This is a genomic window from Actinomadura kijaniata NBRC 14229, from assembly GCF_001552175.1.
Lineage (GTDB): Bacteria > Actinomycetota > Actinomycetes > Streptosporangiales > Streptosporangiaceae > Spirillospora > Spirillospora kijaniata.
Genome location: NZ_BCQR01000024.1, coordinates 59,750 through 72,934, shown reverse-complemented (window position 1 = coordinate 72,934; position 13,185 = coordinate 59,750). Strand labels below are relative to the sequence as shown.

17 protein-coding genes are annotated in these 13,185 nt (G+C 71.9%); 12 read left to right on the top strand and 5 right to left on the bottom strand.

All coding sequences use genetic code 11. The annotated features are described in order from the left end of the window. The first annotated feature begins 18 nt into the window (after window positions 1-18). The 3 genes from AKI01S_RS09165 (at window position 19) to AKI01S_RS09155 (ending at window position 1,828) form a co-directional block, all read left to right on the top strand. Window positions 19-708, top strand: coding sequence for a Crp/Fnr family transcriptional regulator (locus tag AKI01S_RS09165; protein ID WP_067813921.1), 690 nt, complete (start codon window positions 19-21; stop codon window positions 706-708). Between the two features lie 113 nt (window positions 709-821). Next, on the top strand, window positions 822-1,043 hold the full coding sequence (locus AKI01S_RS09160; protein WP_067813919.1) for a hypothetical protein: 222 nt from the start codon (window positions 822-824) through the stop codon (window positions 1,041-1,043). After that, window positions 1,040-1,828, top strand: coding sequence for a hypothetical protein (locus tag AKI01S_RS09155; RefSeq protein ID WP_067813917.1), 789 nt, complete (start codon window positions 1,040-1,042; stop codon window positions 1,826-1,828). Before AKI01S_RS09160 ends, AKI01S_RS09155 begins: the two co-directional genes overlap by 4 nt. Window positions 1,829-1,908: 80 nt before the next feature. Here the strand turns inward: AKI01S_RS09155 and AKI01S_RS09150 are convergent, their stop codons facing one another. The 3 genes from AKI01S_RS09150 to AKI01S_RS09145 all read right to left on the bottom strand — a co-directional run bounded on the left by AKI01S_RS09150 (window position 1,909) and on the right by AKI01S_RS09145 (window position 3,328). Further along, on the bottom strand, window positions 1,909-2,295 hold the full coding sequence (locus AKI01S_RS09150; RefSeq protein ID WP_067813915.1) for an SCO5389 family protein: 387 nt from the start codon (window positions 2,293-2,295) through the stop codon (window positions 1,909-1,911). Between the two features lie 168 nt (window positions 2,296-2,463). Beyond that, window positions 2,464-2,637: a hypothetical protein gene (locus tag AKI01S_RS50335; protein ID WP_157419736.1), complete on the bottom strand. Its 174-nt coding sequence runs from the start codon at window positions 2,635-2,637 to the stop codon at window positions 2,464-2,466. A 196-nt stretch (window positions 2,638-2,833) separates the two neighbouring features. Continuing rightward, window positions 2,834-3,328, bottom strand: coding sequence for a GNAT family N-acetyltransferase (locus tag AKI01S_RS09145; protein WP_067813913.1), 495 nt, complete (start codon window positions 3,326-3,328; stop codon window positions 2,834-2,836). Window positions 3,329-3,388: 60 nt separating this feature from the next. On the opposite strand from AKI01S_RS09145, the gene nucS reads away from it, so the two are divergent. From nucS to AKI01S_RS09125, 4 genes are all read left to right on the top strand, one after another. Continuing rightward, window positions 3,389-4,081, top strand: a complete 693-nt coding sequence (gene nucS / locus AKI01S_RS09140) for an endonuclease NucS (RefSeq protein WP_067813911.1) — start codon at window positions 3,389-3,391, stop codon at window positions 4,079-4,081. A 42-nt stretch (window positions 4,082-4,123) separates the two neighbouring features. Continuing rightward, complete coding sequence (locus AKI01S_RS09135; protein WP_067813909.1) at window positions 4,124-4,531, top strand: DUF3224 domain-containing protein; 408 nt, start codon at window positions 4,124-4,126, stop codon at window positions 4,529-4,531. Window positions 4,532-4,560: 29 nt separating this feature from the next. Further along, entirely contained in the window at window positions 4,561-5,145 is a 585-nt protein-coding gene (locus AKI01S_RS09130; protein WP_067813907.1) for a TetR/AcrR family transcriptional regulator, read from the top strand. Window positions 5,146-5,272: 127 nt separating this feature from the next. Beyond that, entirely contained in the window at window positions 5,273-6,097 is an 825-nt protein-coding gene (locus tag AKI01S_RS09125; RefSeq protein ID WP_157419735.1) for a site-2 protease family protein, read from the top strand. Window positions 6,098-6,143: 46 nt separating this feature from the next. Here the strand turns inward: AKI01S_RS09125 and AKI01S_RS09120 are convergent, their stop codons facing one another. Beyond that, window positions 6,144-6,743 carry a TetR/AcrR family transcriptional regulator gene (locus AKI01S_RS09120; RefSeq protein WP_218009607.1) on the bottom strand — a complete coding sequence of 200 codons (600 nt, stop codon included), beginning with the start codon at window positions 6,741-6,743 and terminating at the stop codon, window positions 6,144-6,146. Between the two features lie 97 nt (window positions 6,744-6,840). Between AKI01S_RS09120 and AKI01S_RS09115 the strand changes: the two genes are divergently transcribed. Further along, window positions 6,841-7,650 carry an NAD(P)H-binding protein gene (locus AKI01S_RS09115; RefSeq protein WP_067813901.1) on the top strand — a complete coding sequence of 270 codons (810 nt, stop codon included), beginning with the start codon at window positions 6,841-6,843 and terminating at the stop codon, window positions 7,648-7,650. Window positions 7,651-7,679: 29 nt separating this feature from the next. Here AKI01S_RS09115 and AKI01S_RS09110 read toward each other — a convergent pair whose 3' ends face one another. Then, entirely contained in the window at window positions 7,680-8,204 is a 525-nt protein-coding gene (locus AKI01S_RS09110) for a PadR family transcriptional regulator (protein WP_067813899.1), read from the bottom strand. 247 nt (window positions 8,205-8,451) lie between these two features. Here AKI01S_RS09110 and AKI01S_RS09105 point away from each other — a divergent pair, with 247 nt between their 5' ends. The 4 genes from AKI01S_RS09105 to AKI01S_RS09090 all read left to right on the top strand — a co-directional run bounded on the left by AKI01S_RS09105 (window position 8,452) and on the right by AKI01S_RS09090 (window position 13,035). Next, a complete protein-coding gene (locus AKI01S_RS09105; RefSeq protein ID WP_067813897.1) occupies window positions 8,452-9,807 on the top strand; it encodes a carotenoid oxygenase family protein in 1,356 nt (451 codons plus the stop codon). Between the two features lie 70 nt (window positions 9,808-9,877). Next, on the top strand, window positions 9,878-11,380 hold the full coding sequence (locus tag AKI01S_RS09100) for an aldehyde dehydrogenase family protein (protein WP_067813895.1): 1,503 nt from the start codon (window positions 9,878-9,880) through the stop codon (window positions 11,378-11,380). A gap of 123 nt (window positions 11,381-11,503) precedes the next feature. Beyond that, complete coding sequence (locus AKI01S_RS09095; RefSeq protein ID WP_067813893.1) at window positions 11,504-12,100, top strand: cysteine hydrolase family protein; 597 nt, start codon at window positions 11,504-11,506, stop codon at window positions 12,098-12,100. Further along, window positions 12,097-13,035, top strand: coding sequence for a GlxA family transcriptional regulator (locus tag AKI01S_RS09090; protein ID WP_067813890.1), 939 nt, complete (start codon window positions 12,097-12,099; stop codon window positions 13,033-13,035). Before AKI01S_RS09095 ends, AKI01S_RS09090 begins: the two co-directional genes overlap by 4 nt. The last annotated feature ends 150 nt before the right edge of the window (window positions 13,036-13,185 follow it).

The window sequence follows — 13,185 nt, the reverse complement described above, 5'->3', positions numbered from 1 at the left end:
AAAGCTACACTCCCGGATGTGACCAGATCGAATTCCTACTGGGGCAAGCTCGGCGAGCGGGAGCGCGAGGCCCTCCGCAAGTACGCGGTCCGCGACATCCTCCCGGCGGGCGACAAGATCATTCGGCAGCGCAGCCGGTCCCACTCGGCGCTGATCCTGCTGCGCGGCTGGGCGGCGGTGATCTCCGAGCCGGAGCTGGAGCCCGACGCGCCCCCCAGCGAGTCGGGCAACCTGCTCGGCTTCCGCGGCGACGGCGACATCATCGGCGAGCTGGCGGCGATCTCCGGCGGCCCCCGGTCGGCGACGGTCCGCGCGCTGGACGAGGTGGAGGTGCTGGAGATCGACGCCGCCGACTTCAAGCGCTACCTGCTGGAGAACCCCGGCGCCCAGTGGGCGCTGCTGGAGGTGCTGGTGGAGCGGCTGCAGGAGGGGTCGGACTTCGTCCGCCTCAAGCAGCACAAGATCTCCGTGCAGGTCCCCGAGATCCTGGTGATGCTGGCCGACCGGGTCGGCCGGGAGGGCAGCGAGGGCGTCTGGTTCCCCTACCCGCGCCGTCAGGAGGAGCTGGCCAACCTGCTGGGGGTCTCCCGCGAGTCGGTCTCGGCGACCTGGACCAGGTTGCGCAACGAGGGGCTGGTCGCCAGCAAGCGGAACCGCCTCCTCCTGCTGGACGTCGAGGGGCTGCGGGCTCTGCTCCCCACCTCCTGAGAGAAAGTCCCCACGCTTTTATGTGGAAGCCTTCACACATGGAGTATGGATCATCTATCTTCTAGGTATAGAGAAGTTCAACTCCTGGGGTGCGAGCGATGACACTAGAGGTCGTGGGAGCAATCTTCCTGCTGATCGCCCTGGTCGGCGGCGGTCTGCAGATCGGCGACCGGCTGACCGTTCCGCAACTGTCCCGGGTCCGGCTGGTCGCCCTGGCCCTGACCGGGATCGCGCTGATCGGTCTCGGCGTCACCCTGAGCCTGGTCGCCGACCGGGAGAACCAGGCCGACCGGCCGCCGCCGGCGGCGCCGCACGACCCGGAGGCCAGGTCATGACGCACATCCCCGCGGGCTGGGAGCGCCTGGAGGCGACCTTCCTGGTGATCGACATCAACGGCTGGAGCCACATCGTCCGGGCCCTCGGCCCGGACCCCGCGGCCGCCGCCGCCCTGGTCGACACCTTCTGGGAGAAGGCCGAGGCGCAGGTGAGGCTCCGCGACGGCGACATCTACTCCTGGCAGGGCGACGCGCTGCTGGCGGCCTACCGGGGCGACCCGGCCGGGCGCGCCGAGAGGGCGCTGGAGACCGCGCAGGCCGTGCACGCCGTCGTCCACGACGAGATCCAGCCCGCGTGCGCCGCCCGCCTGCGCCTCACCATGCACGCGGCCCGCGCCCGGCGCGAGCACGTGTGGGCCAGCTCCGCCCTCCAGTTCTCGGTGTCCAGCGCCATCACCGACGGCACCGCCGTGGCCGTGCCGAGGTCGGACGGGCGGCGACGCACCGAGGAGCTGACCGGCCACTGCGTCAACCTGGCGTTCGCCCTGGTGGAGGAGGTCACGCCGGAGCGCACCGGCATCGAGGCCCAGGTGCACGCCACGCTGCGCCGGCACGGCTCGCGGCACCTGGAGCGCTTCGGCCCGATGGACGAGAAGGTCCTGCAACTCGCCTACGGCGAGACCGTCCCCTACTACGAGGGACGGCCCCCGATGGCGGCGCCGCCGGAGGAGCGGCCGTCCGTCACCGAACGGTCAGGGTCGTCTTCCGCCCCGGACAGGAACCCCTCGCGCCGCGACCGGGCGCTGTCGCTGAAGGTGGCGCCCACCTCACAGGTCGGCGCGTAGGGCCGTCGCCGCACGCGGCGCCGACCGTGCCGAGGCCCCGGTCCCGAACGCGTTCGGGACCGGGGCCGCTTCCTGCCCGATCAGCAGTCCCTCAGCTCCGGGGACTGGTTGAGGATCTGTTCGCGGGCGGTGACGAACGTCCGGTACGCCGCCGAGTCCCCGGTCGGGAAGACCGCCACCCGGTGACAGTTCTGGAACGCCAGCTTCATTCCGAAGTGCCGTTCCAGCGCACCCCGCATGGCGTCGCTGGCCAGCACCCGCAGCAACTGGCCGCGCGCCCGCTCGTCCGGCGGCGGGACCTGGTTGTCGGCGAACTCGCCGCCGTCCACCTGCAGCTTCGCCACCAGACCGCTGATCATTTCCCAGGCGTACGGCAGCGACGTGCGTACGCATTCGACGAAGGCCGCGTCGCCGACCTCGCCCTTGCGGGCCTGTTCGAGGAGTTCGGGGGACACGTCAAGGGACATCGCGGGGCTCCTTCCGCCGGCGGTGATGTCGCCCAATGCCCGTGACGCTAATCTTGACGGCGATCGAATTCCAGACTTGACCGACACGGTCGATCCGGTCATGCGCTCTCTGGGCCGGGCCCTGAGCCGGGTCCTGAGCCGGGTCCTGAGCCGGGCCCCGCGCCGGCCTTACGCCGGGCGGTAGCGGCGGACCGGACGGCGGTAGGAGGTCTGCTCCTCCAGCTCGGTCCGGCGCCTCCGGGCCCGGCGCGCGCCCCGCGCCTCCGCACGGGTCGCGGCCTCCTCGCGCAGTTCCCGCGCGCGCTCCCGCATCACCGCGTACATGATGTCGTTGTGGAACATGGCCCCTCCCTGGTTCGTCGGCCCGTTCCGGCCCGACACCCTCAAGGTTGGTCCTAAGGCCCCCCGCCCCACATGGGGACGACGTCCTATCCGGGCGCCCGTTCCACCGTCTAAGCCCGTAAGTCGCCTGGTAAGGCGGTGTACGGCCAGGGTGCGCCCCGGCCGTGCGCCGCCCGGGGACGCCAGAGCGCGAACGTCAGAGCGGCTTGCCCATCAACACGTCGTCCGCGTACCGCCCGTCGAGGAAGAACTCTCCGGGGAGCACGCCTTCGACGTTGAACCCCAGCGACTCGTAGAGCCGCCGCGCCGGGTCGTTGCCGCCCAGCACCCGCAGCGTGATGCGCCGCGCCCCCTGCTCGCGGGCCCGGTCGCACGCGGCCTCCATCAGCGCCCGGCCGATCCCCCGCCCTCGCTCGCCGGGGTCGACGGCCAGCCCGTGGATCGACCGCACATGCGCGCCGGAGGGGAACGGGTAGGGCGCGGCGAGCTTGGCGTAGCCGACGACCTTCCCGTCGCGCTCGGCGACGAGGATCGACTCCGGCGGGGTCTTCCCGCCGAAGAAGGGCTCCCCCGGTTCGGGGCGGGGCGCGACCGCGCTCACCGTCGACCAGGTCCGCGCGTCGAGCTCGGCCAACGCCGCGTCGTCGGCCGGCGTCGCCCATCGAATTTGAAGATCGCTCACAAAACTCATTCTGTCGGCCTCAGCCGGGACGGGCGCAAGCGCTTTCGACCCTCACTATGCTGGCCGACCGTGCGTCTCGTTATCGCCCGCTGCAGCGTCGACTATGCCGGCAAGCTCACCGCCCACCTCCCGCTGGCCCTCCGCCTCATCCTGATCAAGGCGGACGGAAGCGTGAGCATCCATGCCGACGACCGCGCCTACAAGCCGTTGAACTGGATGAACCCGCCCTGCACGCTGCGGGAGGAGCCGCTGGAGGAGAACCCGGAGGAGAACGGCGCCATCGCGCGCTGGACGGTCACCCACGGCAAGTCGGGCGAGCGGCTCATCCTCACCATCCACGAGATCCAGCACGACTCGCGGCACGAGCTGGGCGTGGATCCCGGACTGATCAAGGACGGGGTGGAGGCGCACCTGCAGGAGCTGCTGGCCGAGCACATCACCACGCTCGGCGAGGGGTGGACGCTGATCCGCCGCGAGTACCCCACCGCGATCGGCCCGGTGGACATCCTGTGCCGGGACCACCGGCAGGGCACCGTCGCCGTGGAGATCAAGCGGCGCGGGGAGATCGACGGGGTCGAGCAGCTCACCCGGTACCTGGAGCTGCTCAACCGGGACCCGCACCTGGCGCCGGTGCGCGGGGTGTTCGCCGCGCAGGAGATCAAGCCGCAGGCGCGGGTGCTGGCCACCGACCGGGGCATCGACTGCGTGACGCTGGACTACGACGCGCTGCGCGGCATCGAGCACGAGGGCACGCTGTTCTAGGGGTCCTGTTCCAAGCCGTGCGGCGCGGGCATCATGTCGGGCATGAGCGCTCACGCTGGAGGCACCTTCGACATCGACGCCTGGGAAGCCGACAAGCCCTTCGACGAACGCGAGGGGACGAAGCTGACGCGCGTGCTGGTGCGCAAGACGTTCCACGGCGACCTGGTCGGCACCAGCAGCGCCGAACTGCTCACGGTGGAGACGGCCGCCGGGCCCGCGGCCTACGTGGGGCTGGAGAGCGTGGAGGGCATCCTGCACGGCCGGGAGGGGACGTTCGTGCTCCAGCACAGCGCGGGCAGCGAGGACGGCACCGAGGCGACGCAGTGGCTGCGGTGGATCATCGTGCCGAACTCCGGCACCGGCGAGCTGACGGGCATCCGGGGCAACGGGACGATCAGCGTCGCGCCGGACGGCGGCCACTCCTGGGCGCTGGACTACACGCTGGGCTGACCGTTCCGGCACTGAGTACCCTTTCCCGCATGCCCCCCACCACCGCCGACGCCACCCGGGAACGGATCATCGACGCGGCGCAGGAGTGTTTCGGGCGCTTCGGCGTGGCCAAGACGACCATGGAGGACGTCGCGGCGGCGGCCGGGCTGTCGCGGGCCACGGTGTACCGGGCCGTCACCGGCGGCCGGGAGGAGCTGATCCTCGCGGTCGTGCTGCGCGACCTGCGCCGGTTCCTGGACCTGCTGACCGAACGGCTGCGCGCGCTGCCGTCGGTGCCCGACGCGATCGTCGAGGGGTGCGTGGACGCGGTGACGTTCGTGCGGTCCGACCCGACGGTCGCACGGTTCCTGGTGCCGGAGGCCGCCGGGCACATGCAGGCGGCCGTCGCCGGGGCCGCCGAGCACGTCCTCGACCTGTGCTGCGAGCACGTGCGGCCCTACTTCGCGCTGGCGCAGGGGCGGGGGCTGCTGCGCGCCGACATCGAGGTGGAGGGGACGGTCGAGTTCCTGTTCCGGATCATCACGTCGCTGATCGTGATGGACCGGGACCGGGACGCCGACGGGCTGCGGACGTTCCTGCGCACCTATGTGGTGCCCGTGATCGTCTCGGGTTGATCACGCCCTGGTCACTCCGCCCGGTGATCGCCGTCCCCTGACGCCGGGCATACGCCGGCCACGGTAGCGTTTCGACCAGGGCGGCCGGGGACGGCGCCGCACGATGCAGTCGCGGGGAAGGTAAGGCATGGGCTCGGTACACCACATGCGGGGCCGGTCGCAGGGGATCTCGCCGAGTCCGGTGTTCCTGGCGCTGCTGGCGGGCACCGTGCTGTGCGGGTTGATCGCCTGGCGGTACGGGACGATCACCGACCGGCCCGCGCGGATCGCGGTGTTCGGGTTCGTGGTGCTCGGCTGGATCGTGACCCTGGCGGTGCACGAGTTCGGGCACGCCTACCTGGCCTACCGGTCCGGCGACCGCGACGTGGCCACCCGCGGCTACCTGACGCTGAACCCGCTGAAGTACGCCGACCCGATCCTCAGTTTCGGCATCCCGGTGCTGTTCATCCTGCTCGGCGGGATCGGCTTCCCCGGCGGCGCGGTGTGGGTCGACCGGTCGGCCATCCACGGGCGGCTGCGGCACAGCCTGGTGTCGGCGGCGGGCCCGCTGGCCAACGTGCTGTTCGCGGTGATGCTCGCGGTGATCTTCAAGAACTTCGCCGACCGGGGGCACGGGGTGTTCTGGGCGGCGCTGGCGTTCCTGGCGTTCCTCCAGGTCACCGCGGCGATCCTGAACCTGCTGCCGATCCCGGGGCTGGACGGGTTCGGGATCATCGAGCCGTTCCTGCCGCGCTCGTTCGTGGAGCGGGCCAACCAGTACGGCGGTTACATCTTCCTCGGGCTGCTGGCGTGCCTGTGGCTGATCCCGGCGGTGAACCAGGCGTTCTTCGACGTGGCCTACGGGGTGTCCGACCTGATCGGGCTGGGCGAGTTCCCGTTCAGGATGGCGATCGACATGGAGGGGCTGCCGATCCGCACCGGGCACGCCCTGTTCCAGTTCTGGCAGGACTGACCGGAGTACTGACCGGGGCACTGACCGGGATCGGGGCGGGCCGGGCTCAGCCCGCCAGGTGGCGGACGATGCGGCGCAGCTGTTCGGCGTAGCGCTCGCGGAACTCCGGTGACCGCGGGTCGATGCCGAACGCGCGCACCGCCGCGCCCGGCATCACGGTCGGCGCGGCGACCATCGCCATCAGCGCCAGCAGGACGGCGGCCGGGTCCAGGTCGGCGGCGATCTGCCCGGCGGCCTGGCGGCGTTCCATGTCCGACAGGTCCTCGCGGGGGATGTCGGCGGGGTCGGGGCAGGGGTCGGTGAGGCCACACCAGGCGTTCAGGCGGCTGCCGCGCGGGTCGTCCAGCGAGCTGTGCAGGTAGCGCACGACCAGTTCGTCCAGCGGGACGTCGGGGTCGTTGAACCCGGCCTCCTCCTCGTGCCAGCGCCGCAGGAGCGCCTCGAACAGGCCCTCCTTGCCGCCGAAGTGGTAGCTGATCAGCTGCTTGTTCACCCCGGCGCGGTCGGCGATGTCCTGCACGCGCGCGCCCGCCAGGCCCTTGGCGGAGAACTCCTCCAGGGCGGCCTCCAGCAGCAGGCGGCGGGTGCGCTCGGCGTCGAGCTTGCGCTCGTCGGGGCGGGGCGCGCGGCGGGGCCTGTCGGTCACGGGACCAGTGTAACCCAGCTTTCATCCATCCGGATGGTTGACAAGTTCATCCGGATGGATGAAAGCTGGGACGCGTTCTGACCGAAGGAGAAGAAGCATGTTCGTCATCACCGGGGCGACCGGGAACGTCGGCCGCCATGTCGTCGCCGAGTTGCTGGACGCGGGCCACAAGGTGCGGGCGCTGTCCCGCGATCCGGCCACCGCCGCGCTGCCGGACGGCACCGAGGTCGCCCGCACCGCCGACCTGCCGCTGGAGGGCGCGACCGGCGTCCTGCTCAACCCCGCCGCCTTCTGGAACGGCGTGGACGAGCTGCTCGACCGCGCGCGGCAGGCCGGGGTCCGCCGGATCGTGGTGCTGTCGTCGTCGGCCGTCCTCGCCGGGGAGGGCAACCCGATCGGCGACCACCACCTGGCGGTGGAACGCCAGGTCGAGGCGACCGGGCTGGAGTGGACGCACCTGCGGCCCGGCGCGTTCGCCGCCAACGCCCTGGGCTGGGCCGACCAGATCCGCGGGAACGGCGTCGTGCGCGGCCCCCACGCCCGCGCCCACACCGTCCCGATCGACGAGCGCGACATCGCCGCCGTCGCCGCCCGCGCCCTGACCGGCGACGACCTGGTGGGCACGCGGCCGGAGCTGTCGGGTCCGGAGTCGCTGACCTTCGCCGACCAGGCCCGGATCATCGGCGAGGCGATCGGCCGCCCGGTGACCTACGAGGAGCTGTCCCCGGAGGCGGCGCGCGCGGCGATGACGTACGCGCCCGAGCCGGTCGTGGACGCGCTGCTGACGTTCTGGGCGGAGGCCGTGGACCGGCCGCAGCCGGTGTCGTCCGAGGTCGAGCGGATCACCGGGCGGCCCGCCCGGACGTTCGCCGAGTGGGCCGCCGACCACGTCCGCGACTTCGCCTGAGCCTCACCCTCCGAGAGCCGCGGGTGCCGTCACCCGCGGCTCTCGATCTCGTTGCGGGCCCACTCGTACCAGTCACGGCGCGCCCGCAGCGACTGCTTGCCCCACTCCATCACCAGGCGGCCGTAGAACGACAGGTTGTCGTCGTCCCACGGGACGGCCTCCTCCAGCCCGGCGAGCTCGGCGACCATCTCCTCCACCCGCTCGCGCTGGCGGTCCAGGAAGGACAGGGCCCGCTCCCGGTCGACCTGGCCGAGCAGGAACACCCGCAGCAGCGCGTCGTCGCGGCGCGGGACCTTGGGCTCCACCTCGGCGATCCAGTGCTCCAGCTCCTTGCGGCCGGTCTCGGTGATCCCGTACTCCTTGCGGCCGCGCGCCCCCTCGGCCACCACCTCGATCAGGCCCTCGGCGGTGAGCTTGCCGAGCTCGCCGTACAGCTGGCTCTGGGTGGCGGGCCACACGCTGTTGAGCGAGATCTCGAACAACTTGAGCAGGTCGTAGCCGCTGGCCCCGTCCAGCTCGGCGATCAGACCGAGGACCGCGTGTCGAAGGCTCATAGTTCTGATCTTACACGTCGGGATTGACATGTCATCTTTGGAATGTCAGATTTGAACATGTCATAACTGACATGTCTGATGAGAGCGATCGCGATGGCGAACCACCACGGCCTGACCTTCCCTGGACCGCGCTCGCGGTACCGCCCGCCACCCCGGGTCCGCCCGTAAGCGCCACCTGGCCGCGCACGGCGCCTCCGCACCGGCGCGCCGATCCTTCCCTCCGGGAACCCGCAAGGAGGAACATCCCATGTCCGAGCAGACCGTCCCCGCCTGGATGTCCGGCCACCTGGCCCCCGTCCCCGACGAGATCAGCGCCGTCGACCTGCGCGTCACCGGCGCCCTGCCCGCCGAGCTGACCGGCCGCTACCTCCGCAACGGCCCCAACCCGCGCCCCGGCGAGACCAGCCCGCACTGGTTCACCGGCCACGGCATGCTCCACGGGCTGCGGCTGCGCGGCGGCCGTGCCGAGTGGTACCGCAACCGGTGGGTCCGCACCCGCGTGTTCACCGAGGACGCGCCGTTCATCCGCGAGGACCTCACGTTCGACCGCGCGGCCGTCCCCGCCAACACGCACGTCGTCCCGCACGCCGGGAAGATCCTGGCGCTGGTGGAGATCGGCTTCCCGTACGAGGTCACACCCGAGCTCGACACGGTCGGGCCGTGCGACTTCGGCGGGCGGCTGACCGGCGCGATGACCGCGCACCCCAAGGAGGACCCGGTCACCGGGGAGCTGCTGTTCTTCGGCTACGGCTTCGCCCCGCCGTACCTGACCTACCACCGGCTGTCGGCCACCGGCGAGCTCGTGGAGAGCCGCGAGGTCGAGGTGCCGGGGCCGACGATGATGCACGACTTCGCCATCACCGCCCGCCACGTGGTCTGGATGGACCTGCCGGTGGTGTTCGACGGCGACCTCGTCATGAACGGCGCGGGCATCCCCTACCGCTGGGACGACGGGTACGGGGCGCGCCTCGGCGTGATGCCGCGCTCGGGCGGTCCGGTCCGCTGGTTCGAGGTGGACCCCTGCTACGTGTTCCACGTGGGCAACGCCTACGAGGACGAGGAGGGCCGGATCGTGCTGGACGGGGCGCGGTACGACGCCGACTCGTTCCAGGGCATCTGGGGCGACATCGGACGCACCGCCGAACACGACACCGCCTACGCCGCGTCCGTCCACTGGAAGTCGGTGATGCACCGCTGGACGCTGGACCCGGCGACGGGCAAGGCGGTCGAGGAGCAGATCGACGACCGGAACGTGGAGTTCCCGACGCACGACGACACGCGGACCGGGCGCGGGCACCGCTACCTGTACACGGTCGCCGACGCGGCGATCGTCAAGTACGACCTGCGGACCGGGGCGAGCCGGGCGCTGGAGCTGGACGACGGCGACGCGCCGGGCGAGGCGGTGTTCGTCCCGGCGGCGGACCGGGGCGCCGAGGACGAGGGATGGCTGCTGTCGATCGTGTCCGACCGGTCCGGCGGCGGCTCGGAACTGCTGGTGCTGAACGCCGCCGACCTGTCCCACCAGGCGACGGTGCATCTGCCCCGGCGCGTTCCGGCCGGGTTCCACGGGTCGTGGATCCCCGACGGCGAGGTCTCCCCGTAGGGTGCTTTACTAAGCGGTAGCGCGTGAAAGCACCCACTTACCTCAGTCGGCCGAACCCCCGGAGGTCCTGATGACCGTGGCCACGGAGCGCAGCACCACCTTCGACTCGTTGAACCCCGCCACCGGCGAGGTGGTCGCCGAACACCCGATCTCCGACGCCGAGGACGTCGCCGCGGCGCTCGGCCGGGCCCGCGAGGCCGCCGGGTGGTGGCGCGAGCTCGGCTGGAAGGAGCGGCGCGTCCGGCTGCTCAACGCCAAGGGCGCGCTGACCCGCAACCTCAACCGCATGGCCGAGCTCATCCACCAGGAGACCGGCAAGCCGGTCCAGGACGCCCAGCTCGAAACGATCATGGCGATCACGCACCTGGACTGGGCGGCCCGCAACGCCCAGAAGGTGCTCGGCCCGCGCAACGTCTTCCCCGGCATGATGGCCGTCAACAACAAGTGCGTGCTGGAGTACCAGCCGCTCGGTGTGGTCGGCGTGATCGGCCCCTGGAACTACCCGATCTTCACCCCGATGGGCTCGATCGCCTACGCGCTGGCCGCCGGGAACACCGTGGTCTTCAAGCCGTCGGAGTTCACCCCCGGCGTCGGCGTGCTGCTGGCCGAGATCTTCGCCGGGGTGGTGCCCGAGCAGCCGGTGCTCCAGGTCGTCACCGGTCTCGGCGAGACCGGCGCGGCGCTGGCGTCCTCGCCGCTGGTCGACAAGATCGCGTTCACCGGATCGGGCCCCACCGCCAAGAAGGTCATGGCGGCCTGCGCCCAGAACCTGACGCCGATCGTCGCCGAGTGCGGCGGCAAGGACGCCTGCATCATCGACGCCGACGCCGACCTGGACCGCGCCGCCGACGCCGCGCTGTGGGGCGCGATGTCCAACGCGGGCCAGACCTGCATCGGCGTCGAACGCGTCTACGTCGTGGACGAGGTCTACGACGCGTTCCTGTCCCGGCTCACCGAGAAGGCCAGGGACCTGCGCCCCGGCTTCGACCGCGAGGCCGCCTACGGCCCGATCACGATGCCGGGCCAGCTCGACATCATCGAACGGCACATCAAGGACGCCCTGGACAAGGGCGGCAAGGCCGTCGTCGGCGGCCCCGAGTCGGTCCGCAAGCCCTACGTCGAGCCGGTGGTCCTCACCGACGTCCCCGACGACTCGGCCGCCGTGTGCGAGGAGACGTTCGGCCCGACGATCACCGTCCACCGCGTCGCCTCCCTGGACGAGGCGGTGGAGAAGGCCAACGCGAGCAGCTACGGCCTGGCCGGCACGATCTTCTCGGGCAGCCGGGCCCGCGCCATGGAGGCGGCGCGCCGCCTCCGGTCCGGCATGACGTCGATCAACGCGTTCGCGACGTTCGCGACGGTGGCGGCCCTGCCGTTCGGCGGCGTCGGCGAGTCCGGCTTCGGCCGCATCCACGGCCCCGACGGCCTGCGCGAGTTCGCCCGCCCGAAGGCCATCACCCGCCAGCGCTTCGCGCTGCCGATGAACCTGACCTCCTTCCAGCGCACCGAGAAGGACATGGCGACGGTCCTCAACATGATCAGCTTCCTGCACGGCAAGCGCTACAAGCGCTGACCGCCCCTCCGGAACGGCCCGTCCCCCGCGCGGGGGCGGGCCGTTCGGCGCTGACCGGATCGTTCCGGGCCGCGGCCTGTTCGTGCCTGTCGCGGGCCCCCTTCCGGGCGCGACGATCGGGTCATGCAACGAGCGCTTCTCGTCATCGACATCCAGGAGTCCTTCCGGCAGACGCCCAGGTGGCAGGCCGTTTCCAACCCCGCTATCGTCGAACGCGCCGGGCGTCTGGTCGACGCCGCGCGGGAACGGGGGGACCTGGTCGTGTGGATCCTGCACACCGCGCCCGGCACCGGCAACCCGTTCGACCCGGTGACCGGACACGTCCGGCTGATGGACGGGCTCGCGGCCCGGGAGGGGGAACCGGTGCTGTCCAAGACCTCCCGCAACTCCTTCACCACCACCGGCCTCCAGCGGATCCTGACCGAACGCGGCATCCGCGAGCTGGTCGTCTGCGGGATCCAGACCGAGCAGTGCTGCGAGACCACCGCGCGGGTCGCCGGCGACCTCGGGTACGACGTCACGTTCGTCACCGACGCCACGGCCACGTTCCCGATCCCGCACCGGGACGCGCCCGCCGACCGGGACTACGCCGAGGTGCTGGCCGACCCGCGCACGCTGGGCGTCCGGGAGATCGTCGAACGCACCGAGTACGCGCTGGCCGGGCGCTTCGCCACGATCGCGTCGGTGGACGACCTCGCGGGGAGGCCGGTCGGGGCATGACGCGCGTCGCCTTCCTGCTCGTGCCGTACCTGCACCTGCTCGACCTGGCCGGGCCCGCGCAGGTCTTCTCCACCGCCGCCGACGAGGGGCTCCCCTACCGGCTGGACTACGTGGCCGAGCGGGAGGGCGTCCCGACCGCGCAGGGCGTCCCGCTCCGGGCCGACACCGAATGGCCGGAGCTGGGGCCCGACGACCTGCTGCTGGTGCCCGGGTGGCGGTGGCACACCGACGTCCCCGGGCACACCGCCGGCCACCCGAAGATCAGCGCGGCCGTCGCCCGGCGCCTGGCCGACCACCACGCGGCGGGCGGGACGGTCGCGTCGGTGTGCGCCGGGGCGTTCGCGCTCGGGCGGGCGGGCCTGCTGGACGGGCGGCGCTGCACCACCCACCACCACCTCCAGGACGACCTGGCGCGGCGGCACCCGCGCGCGACCGTCGTGCGGGACGTGCTGTACGTGGAGGACGACCGGGTCGTCACCTCCGCCGGGATCGCCAGCGGCATCGATCTGGCCCTGCACCTGGTCGCCACCCGGCACGGGCCCGGCGCGGCGGCCCGCGTCGCCCGCACGATGGTCGTCTACGCCCGCCGCAACGGCGACGAGCCCCAGGCCAGCGCCCTGCTGCGGCACCGCGCCCACCTCAGCGACGCCGTCCACCGCGCCCAGGACCTCATCGACGCCCACTACACCCGGCCGCTGCCGCTGGCGGAGCTGGCCGGCGCGGCGGGCGTCGGCGAGCGCACCCTGACGCGCCGCTTCGTCGCGGCGACGGGCCGCACTCCCCTGCGTTACCAGCAGGAACTCCGGCTGGAACGCGCCGAGCACCTCATCTCGCGGGGGGCGACCGTCGAGTCCGCCGCCCGCGCGGTGGGGTTCCGGGACGCCCGGATGCTGAGACGCCTGCGGTCCGCGCCTAAGGGCCTTAGAGCGTCCTAAGGCCGCACCGGCCGGTGAGATAAGGCGTCGTCCCCATGTGGGCCCGGGGGTCTTAGGGCGAATCTAGAACATGTCGGAACGGGCAGGCCGGTCCGACGGAACGAGGAGAAGACCCAGAATGATCCGCCCGGAGTTCGGCAGCCAGATCAT